Below are 21,816 nucleotides of genomic sequence, written 5' to 3' on the forward strand. Positions count from 1 at the left end.
GGAGGAGACTATGTTAAATGATTATGCAATAGACAAGCCAATTCTTGAAACAGACAGACTGATTATTCGTATGCTTAACGAAAACGATGTGGATGATTTAAAAGAGTGGTTGGGAAGAGATGAAATTTATACATATTGGGGAAGAAAAGCAAGCAAGGGCGAGAAAAATCCTGAACTCATGTTTATTGATCCACGTCCTTGGGTAAAAAGAAAACCTTCTCTTGATCTTGACTGGGGAATTGTATTGAAAGAAACCAATAAAGTGGTAGGTATGATCGCAGTATTTGATATTCAAAATGCCAGAATGGGCGATATAGCATACAGGATTAATCCTGAGTACTGGAGCATGGGAATTACTACAGAAGCTTTGAAGGAAGTGTTACGGTTTGTATTTGAGAACACAGAAATTGACCGATTGAATGGACGGGTGGATGTGAGAAATGCTGCTTCAAATAAGGTTATGGAAAAATGTGGTTTTATAAAAGAAGGAACCGTTCGTCAAGGAAAAATGGTTTCCGTTTATTGCGACTATAATATCTACGGTATGCTTAGAGAAGATTATATGAACATGCAAGGCATAAATGGTTAGACAAATTCAGGTTTGCTGATTTGATTATCTTCCATATAATGTGCTACGGAGGAGCAATATAAAAAGATATGGAAACACTACGTAAAGTTTCAAAAATCATAGATATATTTGTGTTTATAGCAACTACTCTGGCTATTGCGGGCGTGTTCTATGAAGGAATGACTTTGAAATGGTATAGCATAGTGGGAATATTTGTAATCTGTATGGATTATTCCTTTATGGCTGCAACTATCATTCACCTTATTGTGGATAGAAAAGGAAAAATGATATGGTTCCACATATTCTCCATCCTTTATACGTAAGTGCCGCAGCGTCAGTGGTAAATACAGTCCTTAATTTTGTTCTTATATTTGGATTTATTGGAATGCCGGCATTGGGGGTTAAGGGCGCAGCAATAGCGAGCTTATTTTCTCAGGTAGTGAATCTGGCTTTAATGGTCTTTTTCTATGCAAAAACTGTTCGTTTAAGTTTGGTCTTAGAATGAATAAGGAAGAGATATGGCAGTATATTGTTATGCTCATGCCGATTGTTCTAAATGAATTTCTATGGACTGTGGGACAGAATGTAAACACATATATCTATGGTCATATGGGGACCAATGAGCTGGCAGGAATGTCTCTTACCGGGCCTATTCAGGGGCTTCTTATCGGGGCGCTTTCCGGACTTGCACAGGCGGCAGGAATCCTTATAGGAAAAAGACTTGGTGAGAAGGAATATGACAAAGCTTATAGTGAATCCCAACAGCTATGTCTATATGGCTTTGCTGGTGCGGTGATATTGTCGACTCTTTTGGTTATTTTAAGGAGTCTGTATATCGGATTTTTTAAGGTGGACTTAGATGTCAGGGGAATTGGTGGGCAGCTTCTTTTGGCTTTTGCAATCCTTGCTCCGGTGAAAGTTATGAATATGATCCTTGGCGGTGGGATTATTAGAAGCGGAGGACGTACCAAGTATATTATGATAATAGACATGTTGGGAACCTGGCTTGTTGGAGCTCCACTTGGTTTGTATGCTGGACTGGTGCTTAAGCTGCCTATTGTGTGGACATATTTTATTTTGTCACAGGAAGAGCTGTTCAGGCTGGTTATTACTATATTTATGTTTAGAAGTAAGAAGTGGATGAATACTATTACATAATCACTGTGGCAAATCCTTATGGTTTCTATCTTCTTTATGAGAGCCTTGGCTTTATGGAGTGCGGAAGAATACCGAAGGCAAACAAGTACCAGGATGGTAATTATGCGGAAGACATTCATAAATGATCATCACTGATGGGAAAGGAGTTTGTTATGAAGGGACCTTTTGATGATATGTTTGGAAATACTCCATTTGATCTGAATAATGACGGGCATATAGATGCCGGTGAATGGGCTTTTATAAACGATACTGTTTTCAAAGAGGATGATGAATCATCCGATTTTGATGAGGAGGAAGATGAACTCGAGGACGAGCTTGAAATGGCTGGCCTTTCCAAGGATGATCTGGAGATGATGGATCCGGATGAGAGACGCGAAGCCCTCGAAGATGCCGGTTTTGATGCTGACGATTTTGATGATTTTGATTTTTGAGCTATTTACAAATAGTTGTTTTTGTTTGTCATAATGCATATCCGAATGAAATGATCCATCCTCTGGGTAGTAGGGTAGTGAAGCTTGTAATGAAAAAAGCATTCTATAAAAGATTTTCCAAAAGGCTTTCGCCTCTCGATGGATATAATATATAATGCTCACCTAAAATTCACCTTAAGGATTACATAAAAGAGAATCCTGTTTAAAGGATCCTCCGGGGTGACAGTATATGTTATTACCAAACGAAAGTAACTGCGTTAGCTACGTCTTCAGTAATTGTATTATCTTTTACAAGCTTTCCAAGCCATTTTTCAAGGTTATCAACCTTATGGTTGGTCTGGATAAAGTGGATCTTCTTGCCTTCTACATCTGTTGAAAGAAATAATTCGTACATATACATAAGAGAAACCTCCGTTTAATCTTCTTATTTTCTTTCATTCTCATTGGCCATTTGAATGTTCTTTCTCGCTTACAGAAAATATATCGATGGGGGTCCTGATTTTCTTTAGGGCGTTTTACAATGTTTATTTTTATTTTTTTTTAAGGGAAGTTTTGAAAAAATAATACATTTTCAAAAAGGGTTAGGTGCATAATCTTCGGAGCCGATATATGTATTAGAAAGACAATCATACAGGGAACGAGACAAGCCTCCGGTTTCTGTATGGGAGCCTCCCGAGAAAGCCCGAGCTTTCAGAGGATGTAGTAAAACAAAACGATAATAAGAGATTTTTATTTAACTCCTCCTAAATATACAATATGTGCATGAATGGCCTGATCAATACAGAGTTGACCAGGTTATTCTTTTGCCTTTTTATCGGGGTTATAAGGTATAATATTGCTAACAATTTGTTTGGAGAAGAAAATGGAGCGTATGGTATAGCGTGGGCATACGATGAAGAGGTTTTTAAATGGGCTATTGTGGCTGGGCTGATTTTAATGAACGGAATAAGATCTACCATGATAATGAATGGGGCATACCGGTACATGACGATAAAAAGATGTTCGAGCATCTAATGCTGGAGTGCATGCAATGTGGATTGTCCTGGGACCTGATGCTTAAAAAGCGTGAAATCTTCAGAAGCTGTTTTGACGGATTTGATTATGATAAGATAGCCGGATACGATGATGCAGATATAAAGAGGATCCTTAATACTGAGGACATGATAAAATCTCCAAGGAAGATTGCGGCTGTCATAAATAATGCAAAGTGTTTTCAGAAAGTCCGGGAAGAGTTTGGGAGCTTTTGCAATTATATGTGGGGATTTTCAGATAATAAGGTCATTCTATATAACGGACACAGTAAGCTTGGCGGGAGAATTCCGGTGAGCAATGGTTTGTCAAAACTTATAAGCAAGGATCTGAAAAAGCGTGGTTTCAAATATGTTGGTGAGGTTACGATCTACTCACATCTTCAGGCATGCGGGATCATCAATGACCATGATGTGACATGCCCATGTTTTGCAAAGATAAATGAAGAGAACCCGACAGTTAAAAAGCGCAGGGATAAGGAAGTATATTAAGAAAGCAGTCTACACTTGGGTATGGATAAAACCTCGGAATGTTGGATATATCTGCAAGGAATGTAAATGTGTTCTGATGGATTATTAAGGCTGGAAGATTTGCAGACGCAATCGATTCGGTTATAGTGAAAATACAGTATTGTATTTGAAAGGAGGCAGCATGGATAATAAGGATAAAAGAAATGATAATGAAAACAATGGCAAGTCCGGTATTGAGTACGGAGCCATGGCACTTTTGTCTGTGCTGGCTGTACCGGTGATATTGCTGGCAGGTTTTCTGCTTGATGATAAGAGAAAGAAGTGAAGATTGAGAATGAAAAATACAGAAGTTAGCAAGTTTATCAGTCTCATATTGAGGCATAAACCAGAAACAATAGGCATATCTTTGGATGAGCATGGATGGGCAAACGTTGATGAATTGATTGCAGGAATTTCAAAGACTTCGCCGATAAATATGGAAATACTGGAAGAGATAGTAGCTACTGATAATAAGCAGAGATATTCTTTTAATGAAGACCATACTCTTATCAGAGCGAATCAGGGGCACTCCATACCTGTAGATGTGGAGCTGAAAAAGGTCACGCCTCCGGATATCCTTTATCATGGAAGTGCTGAGAAATATGAAAAATCAATCGATGAACAGGGACTGATCCCCAAGTCCAGACTTTATGTTCATTTGTCCAAGGACTATGACACAGCTGTGAATGTCGGGAAAAGGCATGGCAAGCCTGTGATCTATATGGTGAAGAGCGGAGTAATGGATAAGGATGGGATAGAATTCTTTTTGTCTGAGAATGGAGTATGGCTTACAAAGGCAGTGCCTGCAAAGTATCTGGAGAAAATGTATCATAGATTTTATACATGTTTATAAAGATGAGGATGCCTGGTTTGACAAGATCACATGGCTTCCTGAGGAACCTGCGGTATTAGTGAAGGATTGATTGTAATAACTAAAATATGCTCTGATTTCTGTAAACTATTATGAAACTATATCCGATAAACAAAATAGCAAGGGATTGCCAGACATTGGTGGTGAAGGAGCGGATCCACCAGGGTCTGGCTTTTTGTTACTGTTTTTGTGTCGGAGGTAAGCGGATGAATATAGAAGGAATAAAGGATACGGATAATCAGAATCATATTTATACACATAGTTTGAAACCTGAGGATAATAAGGCTTCCAGATCTACATTTTTGGAGATATTTAATAGCAGGGCACAGGATTATGTACAGGATAAGCGGCCATGTGAATACTTTGATATGGCAGATAAAAATGGATTTATCTCATACAAGAGAGCGGTTTTTGTTTGCAATTATAATAACAATACTTTGGAGCTGGGAAATTGTTCAGATGAACGCAACTGTATCAGGGTAAAGTTATCAAAAGGTGGGAGCTTGCTTGTAAACAGAGATAACATTGATGATCTTCTCATGAGCATAGGTATGTTTAGTGCCAAGGATCAGGGGCTTATCATGCAGGCTGTTATGAAGGATAAGATGGCTCAGGAAGCAAAACGGAAGTCGGAGGAGCACGAGGAAGTAGATAAGCTGATGGATATGGTTAAGGAAGATTAAGAGAGAAAGCAAAGATGCATTGTAATATAGGACAGAAGAGAAATGCGATGAGCTTATTGGTGCTCATCGCCTTTCCTTAATATGATATAACCAAAGATGCCCTGATCAGATGGTCAGGGTATTCTTTTTCCATAAAATATGTGATTCATGACTTATTTAAGCGCAGATAAATGGTGGATAATTACATTTTGAAAAGTAGTTTTTACTATTTACTATATTCTCTTAATCCATAATAGTAGAATTTGCGTATGCTTTCTTTAAGTGACTCAGGCTCTATTACTATTGCGTCTCTTCCAAATCGTTTGAAATACTCTTCGAGTTGTAGTTCAGGCCAGTCAAAGTAATAGAGATAACCTTCTATTTTTGAGACAATAGGTCTGTTTTTTGTAATGGCTTTAAACTTACGAACTCCATATTGATTTAGACGTACAATGGCTTTGACTGTCAGCGATACAGAATGAGGGCTCCGGATAGCCTTTTCCTGGAGCTCTTTTTGTATGTCAGGATTTATCGGAAAAGCATCATGGGTTACAAAAACACTACGGAGTCTTGAAATTCTGAATGTTCTGGGTTTGCGGGTGCTTCTGTCGACACATAATAAATAATTGCACTGTTCCTCTTTAGAAGGCGCAATGATATAAGGTTCTACGTAATATGCTTTGTCATCTCCGGAGGTAGTGTTTGTAAAAGACAGGATACGATGCTCTTTTAATGCTCTGGTTATATCTTCGTAACTGTCTTTGAAAATAATTGCTTCTCTTTCGCTTCTTGGAATGGATAGGTAAGCATTAAACATGTCTTTAAGGTATTGGGAAAGAGAGGTATCCTTTAGCATATTATTTTCAATTATCTTCAGGATGTCGTAGGAAGATCCACTGACGGTCAGGGTAAGAGCAGTGTTTTTGCTGTTATGAAGTCGATCAGCTTTAATATATGTACTTACAATCTTATCTGCCAGAACTGCTGCATCCTTGTCTGTTATAGATGTGAGATCTGTAAGATCCTGCATGATGTTAGATAGAAGTGCTTCGCTGTCATGTCTGTATTGATCGAAGTAATTCACAATAAGTGCCTTTAGGAACGCATTAAGGTTAACGGTTTCATCCTTCTTTGTGAATTCAAATAGTTCTGCATCATTTATAAGTCTTGATTTTGTATCTTCAGAAAGATAGATTTTATATTTTTCTGTCATAGTACACCTCTTGTTTGGGGTTGTAAAAAGAATATTGATAGCTGTATAAAAGCTATATATCATATTATATTGGGGTTGTAGTTCAAGGTCAATCTGCATCTTTATATCTCCAATGCATGGAGCTATGATTAAATTACAACGAAGACACAGACAGCAATCAATACAGGATGGCTAAGTGGTTAAGCACCAGATTATGATTCTGGAAATCGTGGGTTCGAATCCCGCTCCAGCCCGTTTGGGTGTATGTGTCTTGAAAGAAAAGATACGAACAGCAACTATTTGGGACGTGTTGAAAAGTTATCTGTGGCATGACTTAGGCATTGCGGGGTAAGAGCCCGCGGCGCGTAAAAAAATGTATCTTGTAAGGCTCATGGAAGCTACAGTTCTATGGGCGATAAAACAGAAAAAATTATGACTGTAAATCATGAAACCGGGCTGATGCCCGAGGCACCTTGCTGAAGGAGAGGATATAAATGTTAGAGTTCTTAAAAAAAGAAGCGAATAAAACATATACAGAGAATGGCGCTATAACTTATGTATCAACAAAGTCTGACTGCCTCGATCTCTTTGCCACAATAGGTGCACTCAGAAATGCATCTGAGGAAGATATCATAACCAGATTCACAAGGGCGTACGCTGAAGATGCAGATCTTGCCATGAAGATGCTCTTTTTTTCAAGAGACATCAGAGGCGGTCTGGGCGAAAGAAGAGTATTCAAGGTTATCCTTAAGTACCTTGCAACTGCTGAGACAGAATCTGTTAAGAAGAATATCGAGAATGTGGCTGAATACGGCAGATATGATGACCTTATGGCCCTACTTGACACACCTGTAGAAAAAGAGGTCATGGCATATATAGAGAAAACTTTGCGTACTGACATGGACGAGCTTGTAGAGAACGGTGAGAATGCAAACGTATCTCTTTTAGCAAAATGGCTTCCTTCTGTAAATACAAGCAATAAAGATGCTGTAAGAAATGCCAAGAAGATTGCCGGAGCTATGAAAATGACTGACGCTGGGTATCGAAAGAATCTCTCAGCCCTAAGAGCACAGATCAAGATTATAGAGAATAATCTCCGTGAAAAAGACTATTCTTTTGATTATGAAAAGCAGCCTTCAAAGGCTCTGTACAAATACAGACAGGCATTTATTAGAAAAGATCAGGAGAGATATCAGTCTTTTATAAAAAAGGCAGAAACAGATCCAACAGTGATGCACACAGGTACTCTTACTCCTTACGATGTGATAGCTCCTGTAATAGGCAGAGCTCAGTTCACAGAGGATGAGAGACGTGCCATGAACGCAACCTGGAATGCGCTTCCTAACTTTGCTGGTTCAGAGAATTCTCTTGTAGTGGTTGATGGTTCAGGGTCAATGTACTGGGGGCGAGGTACACTTCCTGCAGCAGTTGCTCAGTCACTTGGCATCTACTTTGCAGAGAGAAATACCGGTTCGTTCAGGAATCACTTCATAACATTCTCAGAGAGGCCCAGACTCGTCGAAATCAAGGGTAGAGATATTGTGGAGAAAGTGCGTTACTGCATGGGATTCAATGAGTGTAGCAACACGAATATTGAAAAGACCTTCATGCTCATCCTCAGAACAGCTGTGGCTAATAGGCTTACTCAGGCTGACATGCCTGAGAAGCTCTACATAATATCCGACATGGAGTTCGATTACTGCTCAGGTAATGCGGAAGCTACAAACTTCGAGCATGCCAAGGCAGAATATGCAAGATATGGTTTCAAGCTTCCTCAGATAGTTTTCTGGAACGTGAACAGCCGTAATATCCAGCAACCTGTAAAAATGAATGATCAAGGTGTGGCGCTTGTATCAGGCTGTAGTCCTCAGATTTTTTCAATGATAAAAGAGGGAAACTTAGAGCCTTACAAATTTATGATGAGTGTTCTTATGGCTACGCGCTACGAAAGGATTGCCTCATAATATAACTGAAAAATAGTGATTAACCGGGAGAAAGTAAGATTCCCGGTTCTGAGAAAAGGACTAAATCATGAATATAATAGAGATAAAAGGAAAAGTAAATACAGCCCTTTGCTACGCCAAGGTGGTAGAGGACGAGGCAATCGAGCAGATAAGAAGAATGTGCGACTACCCTATGACGGAAGGCTCTAAGATCAGAATTATGCCCGACGTTCATGCCGGGAAGGGCTGCACTATCGGAACTACCATGACTATCACAGATAAGGCAGTGCCTAACGTCGTGGGTGTGGACATCGGCTGTGGCATGTACACAGTTAATCTGGGGAAACAGAACATCGACCTTGAGAAGCTTGATATGGCCGCTTTTACGATTCCTTCCGGAAGGGATGTATGGGAGGGAAGAGTTGAGAGATTTGACCTTACAGAGCTTCGCTGCTACAGACAGTTAAAGGAAACAAAGCGCTTGGAGAGATCACTGGGAACTCTTGGCGGAGGTAATCACTTTATCGAGGTGGACAGAGCGGCTGATGGTACGCAGTACCTTGTAATTCACTCAGGATCCAGAAATCTCGGGAAGCAAGTTGCTGAGCTCTATCAGACACTTGCAGTTGATATCGATAAGGGTATTGGAGAGTACTTTGAGGCGAGAGACGAGCTCATAAGAGTATACAAGGAGCAGGGTAGAAGAAAAGAGATTCAGTCAGCGCTTAAAGAACTATATAATAAAAAATTCCACGAGGGGCCTATGACAATGCCCGAGGATCTTTGCTACTTATCAGGAAAATACCTTGAGGATTACCTTCATGATGTGGAGGTATGTCAGAGATTTGCAAAGAAAAATCGCGAAAAGATGGCGGAGATTTTACTTGAGAAATCAGGACTCGCAGGAGGCGAGGCTTTTCATACAATTCATAACTATATCGATACTGATGAGATGATCTTAAGAAAAGGCGCTATTGCCGCTCACGAGGGTGAGAGGGTTCTTATTCCCATAAATATGAGAGACGGATCTGTACTTGCAATCGGAAAGGGAAATCCCGAATGGAATTATTCAGCACCACATGGTGCAGGAAGGATAATGTCAAGAACTGCAGCCAAGAACAACCTTTCTATGGAGGAATATCAAAAGGCTATGAAAGGAGTATTCACATCATCTGTCTGTGAGGCGACAATTGATGAGGCACCTATGGCTTATAAGTCGCTGGATGACATCATAGATGTAATAAAGGAGTCTGTGGAGATAATTGATGTGATGAAACCAATATATAATTTTAAGGCGCCAAATTGATTTATGTAGAGATTCATTATTATCATGTAGTAGAAATAGTTATCGTAGGGCGGTGGCTTGCATTGCCATACGGTGAAGAATGAGTGGTTATTATATAAAAACGTAATAATGATTAGAGAAACGTTATTATACCCCATTGTGCCTATGCTAAGATGCGCGATGGGGTATAATTGGGTTCTTCATAAGAAACTATTGCTTAGATATTTTGATTTTTCCATTGCCTATAGTTGTTACAGCCATATTTTGAAAATCTGAAAAGACATTTTTAAAATCAATATTACTCATAATGCTGTTTGCTAATGATTTGCCAGACGCTAATGTTTCAGGAACTACAGTTTCAAATCCATTTTCACCACGCATTTCAAGCACGAGATCCTTTCGTGATCGATATCATGAATGAAAATGATGGCCTTGAGCGCTACAGATTTTTTAATGGGGATCAGGCTGTGGAGGAAGATCTTCGCAGCGAGCTTGCATATGTTGATGTGAAGCAGCACCCGAAATGCGTGGCAGCAGACGGCTCATATGTGCTTGATGATGTAGGCGGGATAAGTGGTTTTTATGAAATGCTTGAAACACTTGCCGGGGACAATCCGGAAGAAAAGGCAGAGATTAAGTCCTGGGCAAGGAGCCTTGGATGGACAGGAAGGATGAGCAAGCCTGAAAATATGTTATAGCAATGATGACCGGAGTAGATAACTGCTCCGGTTTTTTGCTGTCATTTTTATTGGACTCTTTGGCTGGCATAATAAGAATGTAAGGTAAACCGAGTGGCAAGTGAGGTGGTGCGTATGAGCAGACTGATCTATTGGATAAAGAAGTGCATGTATAAGAATAACAAGTACTGCAGACATTTTTGTGTTACCTGTGAGTTTTATGAGTTCTGTAAACGTGATGGGGATCTGGAATAGGAGGCGGCCATGAATATGAAAATCAGAAGTGCTTTGGGGATCATTGTCAGTATCATTACGGTGATTGTAAGCCCCCTGTGATTAATATATAAAAGCTGCATTTCTGCAGCTGAGTTTTTTGAGGGTTAGCTGCCAGATTGTCATGTTTCTGGCAGCTTGTGTTTTATGAAGAAAAGTGTTCTTATGAGGGTTGCTACACGTCCGGGGGACGTGTGCTTAGCAACGACCGGAACGGAGTGTAGACTTCCAAGAGGTTTTGTGCTCCTCTTGATGTTCTTATGATAACTAATCTTACTTAAGCCAAACTAAAATTCTGTGGGGAAAGTGTGAAGATTCGGTGAAATCGTGATCTGCCTAAAATAGGTGCTTGTGGTGCTGGAATGCGAGTATAATATTTCATAAGATAAGATGCGATGAGATGGGAACAGACATATGAGTAAATGCAAAATGGTAAATGGAAAGCTCCTTCAGATGAACAAAAGCTATGGCCAGCTTAAGAATAAACAGAAATCAAAGATAGCGGAGTGGATGTATCAGGCTTACAAGAAGCAGGTCAATGAAGGGATAAGTAATGAAGAGGCACTGGCGTTTGTTTTGGATAAGATAGATGAGGCTCAGATATGGGTGCCTGATTACGAGGTTGAGAAAAAGTACAACGGGAGCAAGAATAAATTCCAAAGAAGGCTTGCCGGTGAGAACATACCACAGCATATATATCAGATGGAAGCTCTACTGGATAAAGCGACTGCAAGGCTTGATTCTTTGGAAGCGAAAATAGAAGAGTATAGGGAATTTCAGTCCGATATCAGAAGACTTGAGGAGTATTATACAAGCCAGCAGTGGAAGGATGATTTCGCCATGGATGAGAAAAGGGGTTTCCCTGAGAGGCTGAAGCGTGGTGTTTTATCAGAGGACGGAATCTATAACTTGCTTGAGCGCAATAAGGAAATGATGGCATGGATAAACGCACGGAGTGAGGATTGAAAGCGAAAAATGGAGCAGTTGGAGTGAGGATACGCTGATTATGGTGATGTAGGCACTTGATGAGGGAAATGACTGAGGAGGGTTTATGAGTAAACTTTTTGATGCAGCAAATCGTTATGTAAGATCAAGTGATTGGAAAATCATTGCAGTACTTAAGTTTTGCTTGATCTCCCTTGGAATAATGTTGGGGATGCTTGTTAAGCCATGTAATCGAAAGAGAGTATGTGCGGTTGCAAGTCTGACTTTTCTCGCAACGTATATTCCGTTGATGATGAAATTTTTCAAGATATATATAAATGAGTAAATGATGTGAGTATAAGTGTGGAAAAGGTAGTTTTTTTCAGGGATGGCAAGCTGTGATAACTTATGGTTACCACAGCTTTTTTTCAAAGCGAAGCGAAATTCAGATCCGTTTCATGCATATCATCAAGCCGTATGTATATGACACCATACTCATTATCATGGTGTGTAATATCTTTATTCCGTCCGGACCTCTGTCTATGGCATCTCCCAGCACATACATAAAGTCATCATCTGAAAAGTGGATAACATCCAGGAGCTTTTGAAAAAGATCATATTGGCCATGAAGATCTGAGATAGCATATGTTGCCATGGAATCACGTCTTTTTTTATAAATTACAACAAACGGAAAATAGATATAATAATGTCGCAATGCTGGATGTGTATTCTGTATCCGGCTCCAAATATAATAATAGCATCAATAGAGAAAAATAATAAAGTTTGTCATGCGTTTTGATAAAAGCGTGGTATCATTGTTAAATATGTCAAAAGCATTTTTGAGAGGAGAATTAAAATGGGATTATTAAGAGGACTTATACTTGGAGCGATTGAAGGCTGTGTAGCAAGCAACATCATGAATGAAAAATCCGGAATGGTAAAGAACATTGTTCTTGGTATCGTTGGCGGATGTGTCGGAGGCTTTGTGTTCGGCCTTGCAGGATTGTCAGCAAGCGGACTCATTGGCAACCTGGTCATTTCGACAATCGGTGCATGTATCTGCATATGGATCGGAAGAAAGCTGTTTTGAAAACAATCAGGGACAGTTTTGAAAATAGAGTAATAGGTGGGGTATTGTATCACATGGATATGAAGAATGAGTTCAAAAAGGAGAAACAGAGAAAGCTGACTCCTGCTGAAGAACGCCGGATGGAGCGCTTGGATGATATAAGTGCTGATTTGCAGGGGAAAGGATTCAGAAAAGTTGAACGTACAGTAGGGATAGTAAAGGCAAATCTGATCGCTGGTTTTATAGGAGTTCCTGCATTTATATTGGGATACGTGCTATTTTCTCTGGTGAATCCGCAAAACACCATAGTTTCGAGTATGAAATCAAGTACTCCTTTAGTGCATTTGTTGTTCTGGGGAATCTTTGTTATATTGATAGCTGTGCATGAAGGCATTCATGGCATTACCTGGGGATTATTTGCAAAAGGTGGTATTAAGGATATAGAGTTTGGATTCATGAAAGAATACATGACGCCGTATTGCACATGCAAAACTGTGTTGACCAAGAAGGCATATATTTGGGGAGCAATGATGCCGCTGATAGTATTGGGAATAGTTCCGTCAGTGGTTGGAATAATGGTTGGCTCAAGGTTTCTTTTGAATATGGGAATTCTAATGATCATAAGCGCCGGTGGAGATATCCTTCTTACATATGAACTTGTGAAATATAAATCTGAGGCAAAAGAAAAGTACATATATGATCACCCTACACAGGCAGGATGTGTGGTGTTTGAGAAATGATCGTTCCGTAGAGTTGAAACGAATTAACCGGGAGACTGGACCATCAAGGGCCAAGTTGTCCCGGTTTTTTTTGTGTCTATATCTAGAAGGTATTTTATCGCAGATAGAGAGAATATATCACTAATATTACGATGTTATATGGACATATGCCGAGCGTAGGGAGCTTGAAGACATAGCAGCCGGTATAGTTGATCCTGATCTTGCTGTAACAAAAAAGTGCGGAAAAGTCAGTCAATAAGCGGACTATAAAGCTTACTAAATTATAAGAGGAGTATGAAGATACATAAAATAAACAGGAGCCGGTAAGGCTCCTGTTATACGTTAAAACGAAGACAGATGATTATTCAGTTTTTTCATCCTGCTTCTTTGAATCGTTTTTTCTTTTGAGTGTCAGTCCCCCGCAACAACACAAAAGAACAGCAATTACTGCAATCATTGTTGTATCCATACCCGGATTTCCTCCTTAATGTTTTTTGATGGAAGAATCTTAGCATATAAACGATATTGTGACAACGGAGAATTGTGGTTATACATAACGTTATGAATTTTGTTTTGAACCATATACATAACGTTTTTATAATTGAGGAGGGGCAAGTGTCATGCCTAGGAAAAATGGAGTGCCAACATGGATCAATATGTACTATGTGATGTTAGCGAGAAGAAGAGGCAATATAAGAACATTTCAGGAGCATAAGATCTTGTATAAAGCAGCATATCTGCTCCTAGAAGACATGGAAGATTGGGCAAGGCATCTGGATAATATCCTTACAATGAGCGGAGAAAAGCTCTTGGAGGGAAATGGTTCAGTAAGTCATCAAAAAGCAATATTCAAATAGTTAAGCTCTATCCTGAAGGATGCGCAGAAGCGAGGTTTAAGATCCGTGGAGTCAGACGAATTCTCTTTTACTGTAATCGTGACGACTTATTTATGATCGATCCTTTAAATATTTGATAAATCAGTGTAAAACAGCTCCTTTTCAGTGAATGAGAGGGAGCTGTTTTTATTTAGTGATAAAACAATATTATGAGAAAACAAAAATATGAGATAAAGCGATATGTTTTAACAACTGTTGCAGTGTTGATTGTTTCGAAGCTGCTTTGCGCATGTGCACAAGGAGCGGCTTTTAATGGAAATATGACCCGAGATAAAGATCATTTTGATATGACCTTTGAAATTCTTAATACGTCTTATTCTCATGAACTGGAGATGAAAGAGGGGGAGGCTCTTGAAGTGACGGTTGATGTTGAATCCGGGGATTTGTCTTTGCTTATCCAAAAGGATGATGATAAGCCAATCTATCAGGGAAATAGGATTGAGTCTGCGAAGTTTCAGGTTGGCATTGAGGCAGAAGGAACATATACACTTACAGTTATAGGAAAAAGGGCAAGAGGTCATGTTATAGTAAATAGAGTTGGAGGTTGAACTGATGGAGAATGAAATCTAAGATATGACTACAGGAGAATATAGGTGAAAAAAGTAATGATATGGATAATGATTCCTATAGTTTTAATAGTGTTGACTATATTCTTGATCCTCCCTCCGAGTTCTGGAAAGCTCCCGAAAGATTACGCCCTCAGTGAAAAGACATTTCTGGAAGCTGATGGTGCTCAGTTGGGAGTGATATTACTGTCCAATAATACAGATAATCCAGTTCTTCTTGTCTGTGGAGGTGGCCCGGGTATTCCTCAATATCTAATGGAGAGCTTTTACCCTTCTGTATTGCCTGACTATTTCACAGTATGTTACTTCGACTACAGAGGTACTGGATTGTCATTTGACAGTAGTATTGCCCCCGACAGCATGACAACTGACAGGTATATTTTTTCCAAGTCTTCGGATAATGGCATATACTCCGCTTGAGCGTATCAATATCTGGAGAGGGAAAGTGGCTTCCGGAAAGTTTGCTGTACATAATGAATCACGACTGTTTAATGCTTTTGCCGCGGTTCCAGGTATTGAAATACCAATTTATTTCTTTGCAGGAGAAAATGATATGACATGTTGTACTGCGCTTCAAAAAGAATACTATGAGGCCATTTTAGCCCCGGAAAAAGAATTCTTTCTCTTTGAAGGGTGCGCTCATAGCCCAATTTATGAGGATAAAGAAAAAACAAGAGAAATCCTGAATAAGCTTATAAACAAAGAGAATAATTGAGAGGATATTGGTAAAAATGGAAAAGAGAAAAAAGAAACCTATTGGAAAGATCATTGTGATCACCGTATTACTGGCGATAGTCATCACCGGCCTGATATTTGCCCATTTTGGAGGTTTTAGTACGGGGAAATGTGCTGATGTAGATGAATTTGCCAGGTATGCTGAGAAGATCACGGGTGATGAATTTCCTGAAATAGATGTTCCTGAAAGCACGCGTATTGTTGCGCTTGGTGAAGCAACTCATGGTAACAAGGAGTTTCAGGAACTGAAGAAACTTGTATTTCAGGATATGGTAGAAAATAAAGGAATAAGAGCATTTGCCCTTGAGGCAGACACCGGATGCTGCGAAGCTATTAATCGCTATATCCACGGTGGTGAGGGAACTCTGGAAGAAGCTACTGAAACTCTTGGGTTCACAATTTACAGAACAGATGAGATGGCAGATCTCATATCCTGGATGAGATCCTACAACGAGAAAGCAAAAGAAGGTCAGGACCTGCGGTTTTATGGATTCGATATGCAGGATTATGAGTATGAGTTTAGATACGTCATTGAAGCGCTCACAAAGTCTGGGATCAGTACCACCAAGCTTGAAAAGCTGATGGATGGAGAAGATTATTCAGATGAGTTTGGCAGAGAAGACAGAGAAAAGATTTTCTCAGAGCAGCGAGATCTTTTGTTAGAAAACAATGATCAGGTGGCAGCGCATTATGCTGATGTGCTGATACAAAACAGTAAGCTCTTTGGTGCGTATGAAAATGACCCCACTGGATCAACTGGTATGCGTGATATTTTAATGGCAGAGAACGCAATGTGGATCTTGGATCAAGAAGAGCAGCTTGGCAATAATATGATCTTTATCTGTGGGCATAACGGGCATATGGAACAATTTGGAACGTACGTTGGCGGAAAAGATAAGGTCATGGGGAACATACTTGCTGATGAGGTTGGTAGTGATGCTTACTTTAGTATTGGAACGGATTTCTACAAAACAACCTGCAATGTGCCTCAAAATGAGAAACGGCGTACTACTTTCACAGCTTACTCACACGATCCTTTGGCAAAAGCAGCATACAAGAATGGGAATGACGTGTGTTTACTTGATTTTTCAAAGGTTCCGGATGATTCAAGCATTGCGACTTTAGTAAATGGCTATATACTACTGGGGAACTTGGATGAGCGTCCAATAGGCGGACTAAATGGTGTAATCATGAGAGCTATCCCATATGCTTACAGACAATGGAGAAATCCATCAGAAACATATGATGCTATGATATTCGTATCAAAGGCGCATCCAACAAAATCGAGGCCCAAAACAGGAGATACACTATGAAATTATCAAAACTTGGTATATGTGGAATTATCAGTCTGCTTTCATATACTGCGATGGTTATGTTTTCGCCCCTTGCTTATCCGGGGTATGACTGGCTTAGCATGGCGGTAAGTGATCTAAGTGCTGTTGGAGCTCCATCTGCAGAGATTGCAGGGCAGCTGAGTGCCTTGTATGGACCATGTGGACTTGTTTCTATCATGGCCGTCTGCGTGGCATCTCAGAATCTTAAGACTAAGATTTTGAGGCTGGGAATATATTTCTTTGCTGCTATGGAATGGATTTCGGATGTAGGATACAAGCTTTTTCCATGGGTGGCAGATGCTGACAGTAGTCACCCCCAGAACATAATGCACCTTATAGTAACTGCTTTAGTGGTGATCTTTTCTCTGACAGCGCTTATCCTCTCAATAATCGGAGCTAAAAAAGAGGGGATGAAATCTCTTTTTATATGGGCCTGCGTGTGCCTTGCTGCGATGCTCCTTGGGTCTGTCGGAACAGGAATCATGCCAAAGGCAGTATTCGGGTTGTTTGAGAGATTCAGTACCTTTTCGGCAGTAACATTTAACGCAGTGTTGGGAACATTCTTGTTGCTTGGAAAATTCGGTAAGAGTTTTGACTGATCTGCAAAATATAATAAAGTAAGTGTAAAACAGACCTTTATCAGTGTAACTGATAGGGGCTGTTTTTTATTGTGATAGATTAGGGTGTGAAAGGGGAGTGGCATCAAGTAAAGCTTTGGTATGGTTATTGAAAGGAGTAAGAAAATGAATAGAAAACATGAAATTATATGTAATAGCGAAAGAGAAATGGACAGACGGGCAGATTCCTTGATAGAGCAGGGATACACGGTTGAGAGACATTCAGGTGTATTGCCTCTTAAGCCGGTTTGCATCCCCACATATAAAGTAGTATTTTGGGGGTGAATCAGCGTAAAACAGGAAGAGAAAAACATATTAGGAAAAGGAGATTGGCCATGACGGATTATATCGCATTCTGCGGACTTGATTGTGAACAGTGTGACGCGCGTAAAGCAACGGTTAATGATGACAACGAGCTTAGAGTAAAGGTTTCTAAAGAATGGTCTGAGCTAAATGGAGTAGAGATAACCCCCGAAATGATAAATTGCGTAGGCTGCAGGCTTACAGGAGTGAAGACGCCTTTTTGCCAGTCTTTGTGCAAAATTAGGCAATGTGCATTGGGCAGAAAGGTTGTTACTTGCGGAGACTGCACTGAAATGACATCATGTTCCAGGCTTTCTGAAATAATCAGTAATAATCCTGATGCCAAGCGCAGACTTGAGGGTAAATAAAGCTCAGGACTTTGATATAATGTGTTGTAGTAAAAGATATTCACGCTATGCCAGGGGGATTTATGGAAAACAAGGACTTTATTGAGAATTCTGAATTACGTATAGCTATATGTGACGATGACAAGTCTGATCGGGAAAAGGTACATATTCTTCTTCAGGATTATTTGAAGAAAAACTCTATAAAAGCTCAGGTCAGGATATTTGATCATCCGGACACACTCATAGAGGAGTGTGAGCATTATAGACCGCATATTTACATTCTGGATATTGTTATGCCAATGGTTACAGGAATACAGGCTGCAAGGGAACTTAGGTGGAATCAGCCGGATGCCCAGATCATTTTTGCAACTTCTGAGAGCTCATATGCGCTGGAGTCTTTTGATGTAAATCCTATAAATTATATTTTGAAGCCGATTGAAAAAGAAAAGTTCTTTTCAACTCTTGATCTGGCTATTTCTCGCGTGGATATTGAGAGTGATAAAAGCGTTTGCATAAAGATCAAGGGTGGCATGCAGACACTGCGGCTTAGCGACATTCTTTATATAGAATATCGCAATCATGTGGTTTCATACCATATGGATAATGGTGAGATCATATCAACCCCAACCCTGAGAATAGGATTTGCAGAATATCTTTCAGAAAATCATTCTGGAAAAGATTTTGTAAGATGCCATGAATCTATAGCTGTGAACATAGCAGCAATTGATAAATTGACTAAGATAGATATTACGCTTCGAGGTGGGGAACAGATACCTGTTACAAAGAGCAGATATTCTGAAGTCATGGATAGTTATATGGACTTTAGATTTTGAAAGGCAATGCAATGGATAATAAAGCAAACAATTATGATATTCCTAAGAGAGACGGAAGTGTGTGGCCAGAAGATATCTGCCCTGCATACACTCCAAGAGAGGATGCAATTCCAAGCTTGAAAGGCTGCTGGTATTGTAAATATGCAGATTTTCATCTTAAAGAAGAAAGGGCACTTGAGGTAGGCATCTGCAAATGGCCAAAAAAAATTATTGATTAAGAGGGAAATGAAAAATGATTTTTATAACACCAGTGCTTGGAATTATAGGCATAATAGGAGGACTGCTTTGTGCAACGGCTGATCTTTTGCTGGATTTAAAAGGGACGAAAAATAAGAAACTTGGAAAAATGGGAGTGATTGACAGCGAATGGGAAAACATGGCACATTGGAGGTTTGTACTGTCTGATATTCTGGCGATGTTTGCAGTACCGATAGCTTCAAGACTAATGAAGACAGCGCATAATCTCGCTGGTGGAGAAAAAGACATAGCTGTTTATCTTATTGCAAATGAAAACGCTGTACCTTTTTACGAGAAGCTTGGAATGAAAAAATCAGATGATGTGATGCAGTATAACCATATCGAATGGACTGAATGGACAGTGGAATGAAATCAGTGAAAACCAGACCTAAATCAGTGTAAAAAGCAAAATAATCAGTGTAATCCATGTTTTCTTTTCTCCAAAGGGTATAGTAACTATACAGTCTATTGTTTAACACATTTGGAGGATATTGAATGAAAACCTTGTATTTAAGCTCAACTGGAAATTGCTTGTATGTGGCCAAGTGCTTGGGAGGAGAGTGTTTATCTATTCCCAAGCTGATCAAACAGGGAATCTATGAGATAAAAGATGATGTTGTGGGTATAGTATTTCCGGTTTACGGGCTTTGCATACCACCATATATTGAGGATTTTTTGCAGAAACTGAAGGCGGAATGCAACTATCTCTTCGCCATAGCAACTTACGGATGTTTTGCCGGATCTGTTTGCAACGAGGTAAACAAGATTACTCTGGCAAATGGAAGAAAGTTCGACTATATTAATTCTGTTTTAATGGGCGAGAACTGCATTACTTTTGCTGACATGAAAAAACAGGAAGGCGATAGCAAAAAGCAGCAGGACGCAATTGACCAGATTGTGGGCGATATAGTTGAAAAGAAAAAGTATGTAAAGAGGAATTCGTTTTTAAGCAAACTTATTTCAAGTAGTCATAAGAAAAAGTATGAGTTTCCTATAGGAATTGGTATTACAGAAGAAGTTACCGTGAACGATGCGTGTACGGGATGTGGCACATGTTCAAGACTTTGTCCAATGGGAAATATACATATTGAAAATGGTCGTCCACTCTTTTCAAAGAGCTGTATAAGCTGCGGAGCATGTATCCAGAACTGCCCTAATAATGCTATCCACCATAATAGAGAGAAAAGTTCTGCCAGATATAGGAATCCACATATAGAAATTGGTGAGCTTTTAATTTCTTAACGATGAAAAATGGAGAAAAATATGAGTAATTACACAATTAGATTAGAAGAAAAGAAAGATTATAGAGAAGTCGAAAATTTAGTAAGGGAATCATTTTGGAACGTGTATCGTCCCGGGTGCAGTGAGCACTATGTAATTCATGTGCTCAGAGATGATCCAGCATTTATTCCTGAACTTGACTTTGTTATGGAGCAGGATGGGAAACTGATCGGACAGAACATGTTCATGAAAACTGTCATTGAGGCTGATGATGGAAGAACTATTGATGTGCTTACCATGGGCCCCATTGGAATTACACCTGAACTTAAGAGAAAAGGCTATGGAAAGGCAATTCTTGATTATTCTCTGGAAAAAGCTGCAGAGATGGGATTTGGAGCAGTTCTTTTTGAAGGGAATATCGGATTCTACAGCCATTGCGGATTTGACTATGCAAGCAAGTTTGGGATCAGATACCATGATCTTCCAGAGGGCGCAGATGCGTCATTTTTCCTGTGCAGAGAGCTGGTCCCGGGATATCTTGATGGCATCACAGGGGTATATCAGACCCCTAAGGGATACTATGTTGAAGACTCAGATGTCGAGGAGTTTGACAAGACATTCCCTCCGAAGGAAAAATTAAAGCTTCCCGGACAGATTTTTGATTGATTACAGGAGATGAAAAAAATGAAGATCTTAGTGCTTAACGGTAGCACCAAGAGAGAAAAGAGCGATACCATGAATATAACCCGTGCTTTTTTAGATGGGATGGGAGAGACACGGGAGCATGTTATCCATATTGAAAACGTTATAGACAAGCATATTGAGATCTGAATGGAAGGAATAATATTATATGGAAATTAAGCTTGCTGACAAACATAACTTCACCTACGATTCACTGAAAGGCTTTCAGCGATATCAGGAAGTGAAGAATGTGTACCGTCTGCATGAAGGAAAAATGATATTGGTTTACAATCCCTACACAGAGGATTGGAATCCTGCACGCCGCCTGCAAAAAGCTGATGATATTCTCAGTGGGAGATATGTGACATACTGTGCGTTTTAGGGAAACTGTGTGGTTGGCGAGATTATGCTGATCCCCCAGCTAAATAAAGGGCGACTCATCATAGATAGCTTTCACGTGTCCACGGATTACCGTCGTCGTGGAATTGGCAGATCCCTGCTTGAAGCCGCCAGACAGGAAGCCCTGAAGAGAGGAGCGCATGCCTTGTATGCATCCTGTTGTTCTTCTGAGGAAACGATAAACTTCTATTCCGCTATGGGGTTCCGTCTCTGTTCTGACCCAATTTCATCTTATGTGGAAGATGAGCCATATGATCTTCAGATGGAATGTATTATTAAGTAAGAGCATAAAGTCATGAGAATAGTGGGTGATTTAATTGAAATATATGTATATCAT

At 39.8% G+C, this 21,816-nt stretch carries 35 protein-coding genes and 1 tRNA gene; 32 read left to right on the plus strand and 4 right to left on the minus strand.

Annotated elements, in window-relative coordinates; genetic code table 11:
* Positions 1–10 precede the first annotated feature (10 nt).
* The 4 genes from BV60_RS0103805 (at position 11) to BV60_RS0103825 (ending at position 2,157) form a co-directional block, all read left to right on the plus strand.
* Positions 11–589 carry a GNAT family N-acetyltransferase gene (locus BV60_RS0103805; protein WP_029319609.1) on the plus strand — a complete coding sequence of 193 codons (579 nt, stop codon included), beginning with the start codon at positions 11–13 and terminating at the stop codon, positions 587–589.
* A gap of 68 nt (positions 590–657) precedes the next feature.
* Positions 658–891 carry a hypothetical protein gene (locus BV60_RS0103810; protein ID WP_029319611.1) on the plus strand — a complete coding sequence of 78 codons (234 nt, stop codon included), beginning with the start codon at positions 658–660 and terminating at the stop codon, positions 889–891.
* A 178-nt stretch (positions 892–1,069) separates the two neighbouring features.
* Positions 1,070–1,726 (plus strand): MATE family efflux transporter, encoded by a 657-nt coding sequence (locus BV60_RS20850; protein WP_242840940.1) that lies wholly within the window; start codon positions 1,070–1,072, stop codon positions 1,724–1,726.
* A 134-nt stretch (positions 1,727–1,860) separates the two neighbouring features.
* Positions 1,861–2,157, plus strand: coding sequence for a hypothetical protein (locus BV60_RS0103825; protein WP_242840941.1), 297 nt, complete (start codon positions 1,861–1,863; stop codon positions 2,155–2,157).
* 235 nt (positions 2,158–2,392) lie between these two features.
* On the opposite strand, the gene BV60_RS23045 is transcribed toward BV60_RS0103825, so the two are convergent.
* Complete coding sequence (locus BV60_RS23045) at positions 2,393–2,557, minus strand: hypothetical protein (protein WP_022762837.1); 165 nt, start codon at positions 2,555–2,557, stop codon at positions 2,393–2,395.
* Between the two features lie 508 nt (positions 2,558–3,065).
* Between BV60_RS23045 and BV60_RS0103835 the strand changes: the two genes are divergently transcribed.
* The 4 genes from BV60_RS0103835 (at position 3,066) to BV60_RS0103850 (ending at position 5,249) form a co-directional block, all read left to right on the plus strand.
* Positions 3,066–3,677: a DNA-3-methyladenine glycosylase I gene (locus BV60_RS0103835; RefSeq protein WP_029319615.1), complete on the plus strand. Its 612-nt coding sequence runs from the start codon at positions 3,066–3,068 to the stop codon at positions 3,675–3,677.
* Between the two features lie 160 nt (positions 3,678–3,837).
* Complete coding sequence (locus tag BV60_RS23050; protein ID WP_156035957.1) at positions 3,838–3,981, plus strand: hypothetical protein; 144 nt, start codon at positions 3,838–3,840, stop codon at positions 3,979–3,981.
* 9 nt (positions 3,982–3,990) lie between these two features.
* Positions 3,991–4,548: an RNA 2'-phosphotransferase gene (locus BV60_RS0103845; RefSeq protein WP_029319617.1), complete on the plus strand. Its 558-nt coding sequence runs from the start codon at positions 3,991–3,993 to the stop codon at positions 4,546–4,548.
* Between the two features lie 224 nt (positions 4,549–4,772).
* Positions 4,773–5,249 (plus strand): hypothetical protein, encoded by a 477-nt coding sequence (locus BV60_RS0103850; RefSeq protein WP_029319619.1) that lies wholly within the window; start codon positions 4,773–4,775, stop codon positions 5,247–5,249.
* Between the two features lie 205 nt (positions 5,250–5,454).
* On the opposite strand, the gene BV60_RS0103855 is transcribed toward BV60_RS0103850, so the two are convergent.
* On the minus strand, positions 5,455–6,441 hold the full coding sequence (locus BV60_RS0103855) for a WYL domain-containing protein (RefSeq protein WP_029319622.1): 987 nt from the start codon (positions 6,439–6,441) through the stop codon (positions 5,455–5,457).
* A 165-nt stretch (positions 6,442–6,606) separates the two neighbouring features.
* On the opposite strand from BV60_RS0103855, the gene BV60_RS0103860 reads away from it, so the two are divergent.
* From BV60_RS0103860 to BV60_RS0103870, 3 genes are all read left to right on the plus strand, one after another.
* Positions 6,607–6,671, plus strand: a tRNA-His gene (locus BV60_RS0103860).
* A gap of 243 nt (positions 6,672–6,914) precedes the next feature.
* On the plus strand, positions 6,915–8,384 hold the full coding sequence (locus BV60_RS0103865; RefSeq protein ID WP_029319623.1) for a DUF2828 family protein: 1,470 nt from the start codon (positions 6,915–6,917) through the stop codon (positions 8,382–8,384).
* 67 nt (positions 8,385–8,451) lie between these two features.
* Entirely contained in the window at positions 8,452–9,669 is a 1,218-nt protein-coding gene (locus BV60_RS0103870; RefSeq protein ID WP_029319626.1) for an RNA-splicing ligase RtcB, read from the plus strand.
* A 189-nt stretch (positions 9,670–9,858) separates the two neighbouring features.
* Here the strand turns inward: BV60_RS0103870 and BV60_RS23450 are convergent, their stop codons facing one another.
* Positions 9,859–10,029 (minus strand): hypothetical protein, encoded by a 171-nt coding sequence (locus BV60_RS23450; RefSeq protein WP_197029522.1) that lies wholly within the window; start codon positions 10,027–10,029, stop codon positions 9,859–9,861.
* A gap of 32 nt (positions 10,030–10,061) precedes the next feature.
* Between BV60_RS23450 and BV60_RS0103880 the strand changes: the two genes are divergently transcribed.
* The 3 genes from BV60_RS0103880 (at position 10,062) to BV60_RS0103900 (ending at position 11,868) form a co-directional block, all read left to right on the plus strand.
* On the plus strand, positions 10,062–10,346 hold the full coding sequence (locus BV60_RS0103880; protein WP_197029523.1) for an IS1096 element passenger TnpR family protein: 285 nt from the start codon (positions 10,062–10,064) through the stop codon (positions 10,344–10,346).
* Positions 10,347–11,012: 666 nt separating this feature from the next.
* Entirely contained in the window at positions 11,013–11,564 is a 552-nt protein-coding gene (locus BV60_RS23680) for a DUF4298 domain-containing protein (protein ID WP_242840942.1), read from the plus strand.
* 85 nt (positions 11,565–11,649) lie between these two features.
* A complete protein-coding gene (locus BV60_RS0103900; protein WP_029319631.1) occupies positions 11,650–11,868 on the plus strand; it encodes a hypothetical protein in 219 nt (72 codons plus the stop codon).
* Positions 11,869–11,967: 99 nt separating this feature from the next.
* Here the strand turns inward: BV60_RS0103900 and BV60_RS0103905 are convergent, their stop codons facing one another.
* Positions 11,968–12,177, minus strand: coding sequence for a metallophosphoesterase (locus tag BV60_RS0103905; protein WP_081846758.1), 210 nt, complete (start codon positions 12,175–12,177; stop codon positions 11,968–11,970).
* Positions 12,178–12,378: 201 nt separating this feature from the next.
* Here BV60_RS0103905 and BV60_RS0103910 point away from each other — a divergent pair, with 201 nt between their 5' ends.
* The 18 genes from BV60_RS0103910 to BV60_RS22605 all read left to right on the plus strand — a co-directional run bounded on the left by BV60_RS0103910 (position 12,379) and on the right by BV60_RS22605 (position 21,762).
* A complete protein-coding gene (locus BV60_RS0103910) occupies positions 12,379–12,612 on the plus strand; it encodes a GlsB/YeaQ/YmgE family stress response membrane protein (protein ID WP_029319635.1) in 234 nt (77 codons plus the stop codon).
* On the plus strand, positions 12,609–13,331 hold the full coding sequence (locus BV60_RS0103915) for a DUF3267 domain-containing protein (protein ID WP_029319637.1): 723 nt from the start codon (positions 12,609–12,611) through the stop codon (positions 13,329–13,331). The genes BV60_RS0103910 and BV60_RS0103915 overlap by 4 nt, the downstream gene beginning before the upstream one ends.
* A 599-nt stretch (positions 13,332–13,930) precedes the next feature.
* Positions 13,931–14,167, plus strand: a complete 237-nt coding sequence (locus BV60_RS24165; protein WP_029319639.1) for a hypothetical protein — start codon at positions 13,931–13,933, stop codon at positions 14,165–14,167.
* Positions 14,168–14,355: 188 nt separating this feature from the next.
* Entirely contained in the window at positions 14,356–14,754 is a 399-nt protein-coding gene (locus BV60_RS0103930; RefSeq protein ID WP_029319641.1) for a hypothetical protein, read from the plus strand.
* A gap of 45 nt (positions 14,755–14,799) precedes the next feature.
* Positions 14,800–15,192 (plus strand): hypothetical protein, encoded by a 393-nt coding sequence (locus BV60_RS0103935; protein ID WP_029319643.1) that lies wholly within the window; start codon positions 14,800–14,802, stop codon positions 15,190–15,192.
* Complete coding sequence (locus tag BV60_RS0103940) at positions 15,173–15,487, plus strand: alpha/beta fold hydrolase (RefSeq protein ID WP_197029524.1); 315 nt, start codon at positions 15,173–15,175, stop codon at positions 15,485–15,487. Before BV60_RS0103935 ends, BV60_RS0103940 begins: the two co-directional genes overlap by 20 nt.
* A gap of 16 nt (positions 15,488–15,503) precedes the next feature.
* A complete protein-coding gene (locus BV60_RS0103945) occupies positions 15,504–16,820 on the plus strand; it encodes an erythromycin esterase family protein (protein WP_051656501.1) in 1,317 nt (438 codons plus the stop codon).
* The gene (locus BV60_RS21665) at positions 16,817–17,440 is read left to right on the plus strand and encodes a DUF998 domain-containing protein (RefSeq protein WP_029319647.1); all 624 of its coding nucleotides are present in this window, start codon (positions 16,817–16,819) and stop codon (positions 17,438–17,440) included. The genes BV60_RS0103945 and BV60_RS21665 overlap by 4 nt, the downstream gene beginning before the upstream one ends.
* A 144-nt stretch (positions 17,441–17,584) precedes the next feature.
* Positions 17,585–17,743, plus strand: a complete 159-nt coding sequence (locus tag BV60_RS23060; RefSeq protein WP_156035959.1) for a hypothetical protein — start codon at positions 17,585–17,587, stop codon at positions 17,741–17,743.
* Positions 17,744–17,793: 50 nt separating this feature from the next.
* On the plus strand, positions 17,794–18,129 hold the full coding sequence (locus BV60_RS0103960) for a DUF3795 domain-containing protein (protein ID WP_026659169.1): 336 nt from the start codon (positions 17,794–17,796) through the stop codon (positions 18,127–18,129).
* A gap of 62 nt (positions 18,130–18,191) precedes the next feature.
* Complete coding sequence (locus BV60_RS0103965) at positions 18,192–18,941, plus strand: LytR/AlgR family response regulator transcription factor (protein WP_029319649.1); 750 nt, start codon at positions 18,192–18,194, stop codon at positions 18,939–18,941.
* Between the two features lie 11 nt (positions 18,942–18,952).
* Positions 18,953–19,159: a hypothetical protein gene (locus tag BV60_RS0103970; RefSeq protein WP_029319651.1), complete on the plus strand. Its 207-nt coding sequence runs from the start codon at positions 18,953–18,955 to the stop codon at positions 19,157–19,159.
* Between the two features lie 14 nt (positions 19,160–19,173).
* Entirely contained in the window at positions 19,174–19,548 is a 375-nt protein-coding gene (locus BV60_RS22600) for a DUF6796 family protein (protein WP_029319653.1), read from the plus strand.
* 125 nt (positions 19,549–19,673) lie between these two features.
* Entirely contained in the window at positions 19,674–20,420 is a 747-nt protein-coding gene (locus BV60_RS0103980) for an EFR1 family ferrodoxin (protein ID WP_029319655.1), read from the plus strand.
* Between the two features lie 21 nt (positions 20,421–20,441).
* Positions 20,442–21,065: a GNAT family N-acetyltransferase gene (locus BV60_RS0103985; RefSeq protein WP_029319657.1), complete on the plus strand. Its 624-nt coding sequence runs from the start codon at positions 20,442–20,444 to the stop codon at positions 21,063–21,065.
* Positions 21,066–21,083: 18 nt separating this feature from the next.
* Positions 21,084–21,230: a hypothetical protein gene (locus tag BV60_RS23065; protein ID WP_156035961.1), complete on the plus strand. Its 147-nt coding sequence runs from the start codon at positions 21,084–21,086 to the stop codon at positions 21,228–21,230.
* Between the two features lie 19 nt (positions 21,231–21,249).
* Positions 21,250–21,462 (plus strand): hypothetical protein, encoded by a 213-nt coding sequence (locus BV60_RS0103995; protein ID WP_029319659.1) that lies wholly within the window; start codon positions 21,250–21,252, stop codon positions 21,460–21,462.
* A gap of 9 nt (positions 21,463–21,471) precedes the next feature.
* A complete protein-coding gene (locus BV60_RS22605) occupies positions 21,472–21,762 on the plus strand; it encodes a GNAT family N-acetyltransferase (protein ID WP_081846577.1) in 291 nt (96 codons plus the stop codon).
* Positions 21,763–21,816: the final 54 nt, after the last annotated feature.

The organism is Butyrivibrio sp. AE3004 (assembly GCF_000703165.1).
Lineage (GTDB): Bacteria > Bacillota > Clostridia > Lachnospirales > Lachnospiraceae > Butyrivibrio.

Bases quoted from the DNA above. Each gene is read 5' to 3' on its own strand.
- BV60_RS0103805 (WP_029319609.1), top strand. From the start codon at position 11: ATGTTAAATGATTATGCAATAGACAAGCCAATTCTTGAAACAGACAGA.
- BV60_RS0103810 (WP_029319611.1), top strand. From the start codon at position 658: ATGGAAACACTACGTAAAGTTTCAAAAATCATAGATATATTTGTGTTT.
- BV60_RS20850 (WP_242840940.1), top strand. From the start codon at position 1,070: ATGAATAAGGAAGAGATATGGCAGTATATTGTTATGCTCATGCCGATT.
- BV60_RS0103825 (WP_242840941.1), top strand. From the start codon at position 1,861: ATGGGAAAGGAGTTTGTTATGAAGGGACCTTTTGATGATATGTTTGGA.
- BV60_RS23045 (WP_022762837.1), bottom strand. From the start codon at position 2,557: ATGTATATGTACGAATTATTTCTTTCAACAGATGTAGAAGGCAAGAAG.
- BV60_RS0103835 (WP_029319615.1), top strand. From the start codon at position 3,066: ATGGGCTATTGTGGCTGGGCTGATTTTAATGAACGGAATAAGATCTAC.
- BV60_RS23050 (WP_156035957.1), top strand. From the start codon at position 3,838: ATGGATAATAAGGATAAAAGAAATGATAATGAAAACAATGGCAAGTCC.
- BV60_RS0103845 (WP_029319617.1), top strand. From the start codon at position 3,991: ATGAAAAATACAGAAGTTAGCAAGTTTATCAGTCTCATATTGAGGCAT.
- BV60_RS0103850 (WP_029319619.1), top strand. From the start codon at position 4,773: ATGAATATAGAAGGAATAAAGGATACGGATAATCAGAATCATATTTAT.
- BV60_RS0103855 (WP_029319622.1), bottom strand. From the start codon at position 6,441: ATGACAGAAAAATATAAAATCTATCTTTCTGAAGATACAAAATCAAGA.
- BV60_RS0103865 (WP_029319623.1), top strand. From the start codon at position 6,915: ATGTTAGAGTTCTTAAAAAAAGAAGCGAATAAAACATATACAGAGAAT.
- BV60_RS0103870 (WP_029319626.1), top strand. From the start codon at position 8,452: ATGAATATAATAGAGATAAAAGGAAAAGTAAATACAGCCCTTTGCTAC.
- BV60_RS23450 (WP_197029522.1), bottom strand. From the start codon at position 10,029: ATGCGTGGTGAAAATGGATTTGAAACTGTAGTTCCTGAAACATTAGCG.
- BV60_RS0103880 (WP_197029523.1), top strand. From the start codon at position 10,062: ATGAATGAAAATGATGGCCTTGAGCGCTACAGATTTTTTAATGGGGAT.
- BV60_RS23680 (WP_242840942.1), top strand. From the start codon at position 11,013: ATGAGTAAATGCAAAATGGTAAATGGAAAGCTCCTTCAGATGAACAAA.
- BV60_RS0103900 (WP_029319631.1), top strand. From the start codon at position 11,650: ATGAGTAAACTTTTTGATGCAGCAAATCGTTATGTAAGATCAAGTGAT.
- BV60_RS0103905 (WP_081846758.1), bottom strand. From the start codon at position 12,177: ATGGCAACATATGCTATCTCAGATCTTCATGGCCAATATGATCTTTTT.
- BV60_RS0103910 (WP_029319635.1), top strand. From the start codon at position 12,379: ATGGGATTATTAAGAGGACTTATACTTGGAGCGATTGAAGGCTGTGTA.
- BV60_RS24165 (WP_029319639.1), top strand. From the start codon at position 13,931: ATGCCTAGGAAAAATGGAGTGCCAACATGGATCAATATGTACTATGTG.
- BV60_RS0103930 (WP_029319641.1), top strand. From the start codon at position 14,356: ATGAGAAAACAAAAATATGAGATAAAGCGATATGTTTTAACAACTGTT.
- BV60_RS0103940 (WP_197029524.1), top strand. From the start codon at position 15,173: ATGGCATATACTCCGCTTGAGCGTATCAATATCTGGAGAGGGAAAGTG.
- BV60_RS0103945 (WP_051656501.1), top strand. From the start codon at position 15,504: ATGGAAAAGAGAAAAAAGAAACCTATTGGAAAGATCATTGTGATCACC.
- BV60_RS21665 (WP_029319647.1), top strand. From the start codon at position 16,817: ATGAAATTATCAAAACTTGGTATATGTGGAATTATCAGTCTGCTTTCA.
- BV60_RS23060 (WP_156035959.1), top strand. From the start codon at position 17,585: ATGAATAGAAAACATGAAATTATATGTAATAGCGAAAGAGAAATGGAC.
- BV60_RS0103960 (WP_026659169.1), top strand. From the start codon at position 17,794: ATGACGGATTATATCGCATTCTGCGGACTTGATTGTGAACAGTGTGAC.
- BV60_RS0103965 (WP_029319649.1), top strand. From the start codon at position 18,192: ATGGAAAACAAGGACTTTATTGAGAATTCTGAATTACGTATAGCTATA.
- BV60_RS0103970 (WP_029319651.1), top strand. From the start codon at position 18,953: ATGGATAATAAAGCAAACAATTATGATATTCCTAAGAGAGACGGAAGT.
- BV60_RS22600 (WP_029319653.1), top strand. From the start codon at position 19,174: ATGATTTTTATAACACCAGTGCTTGGAATTATAGGCATAATAGGAGGA.
- BV60_RS0103980 (WP_029319655.1), top strand. From the start codon at position 19,674: ATGAAAACCTTGTATTTAAGCTCAACTGGAAATTGCTTGTATGTGGCC.
- BV60_RS0103985 (WP_029319657.1), top strand. From the start codon at position 20,442: ATGAGTAATTACACAATTAGATTAGAAGAAAAGAAAGATTATAGAGAA.
- BV60_RS23065 (WP_156035961.1), top strand. From the start codon at position 21,084: ATGAAGATCTTAGTGCTTAACGGTAGCACCAAGAGAGAAAAGAGCGAT.
- BV60_RS0103995 (WP_029319659.1), top strand. From the start codon at position 21,250: ATGGAAATTAAGCTTGCTGACAAACATAACTTCACCTACGATTCACTG.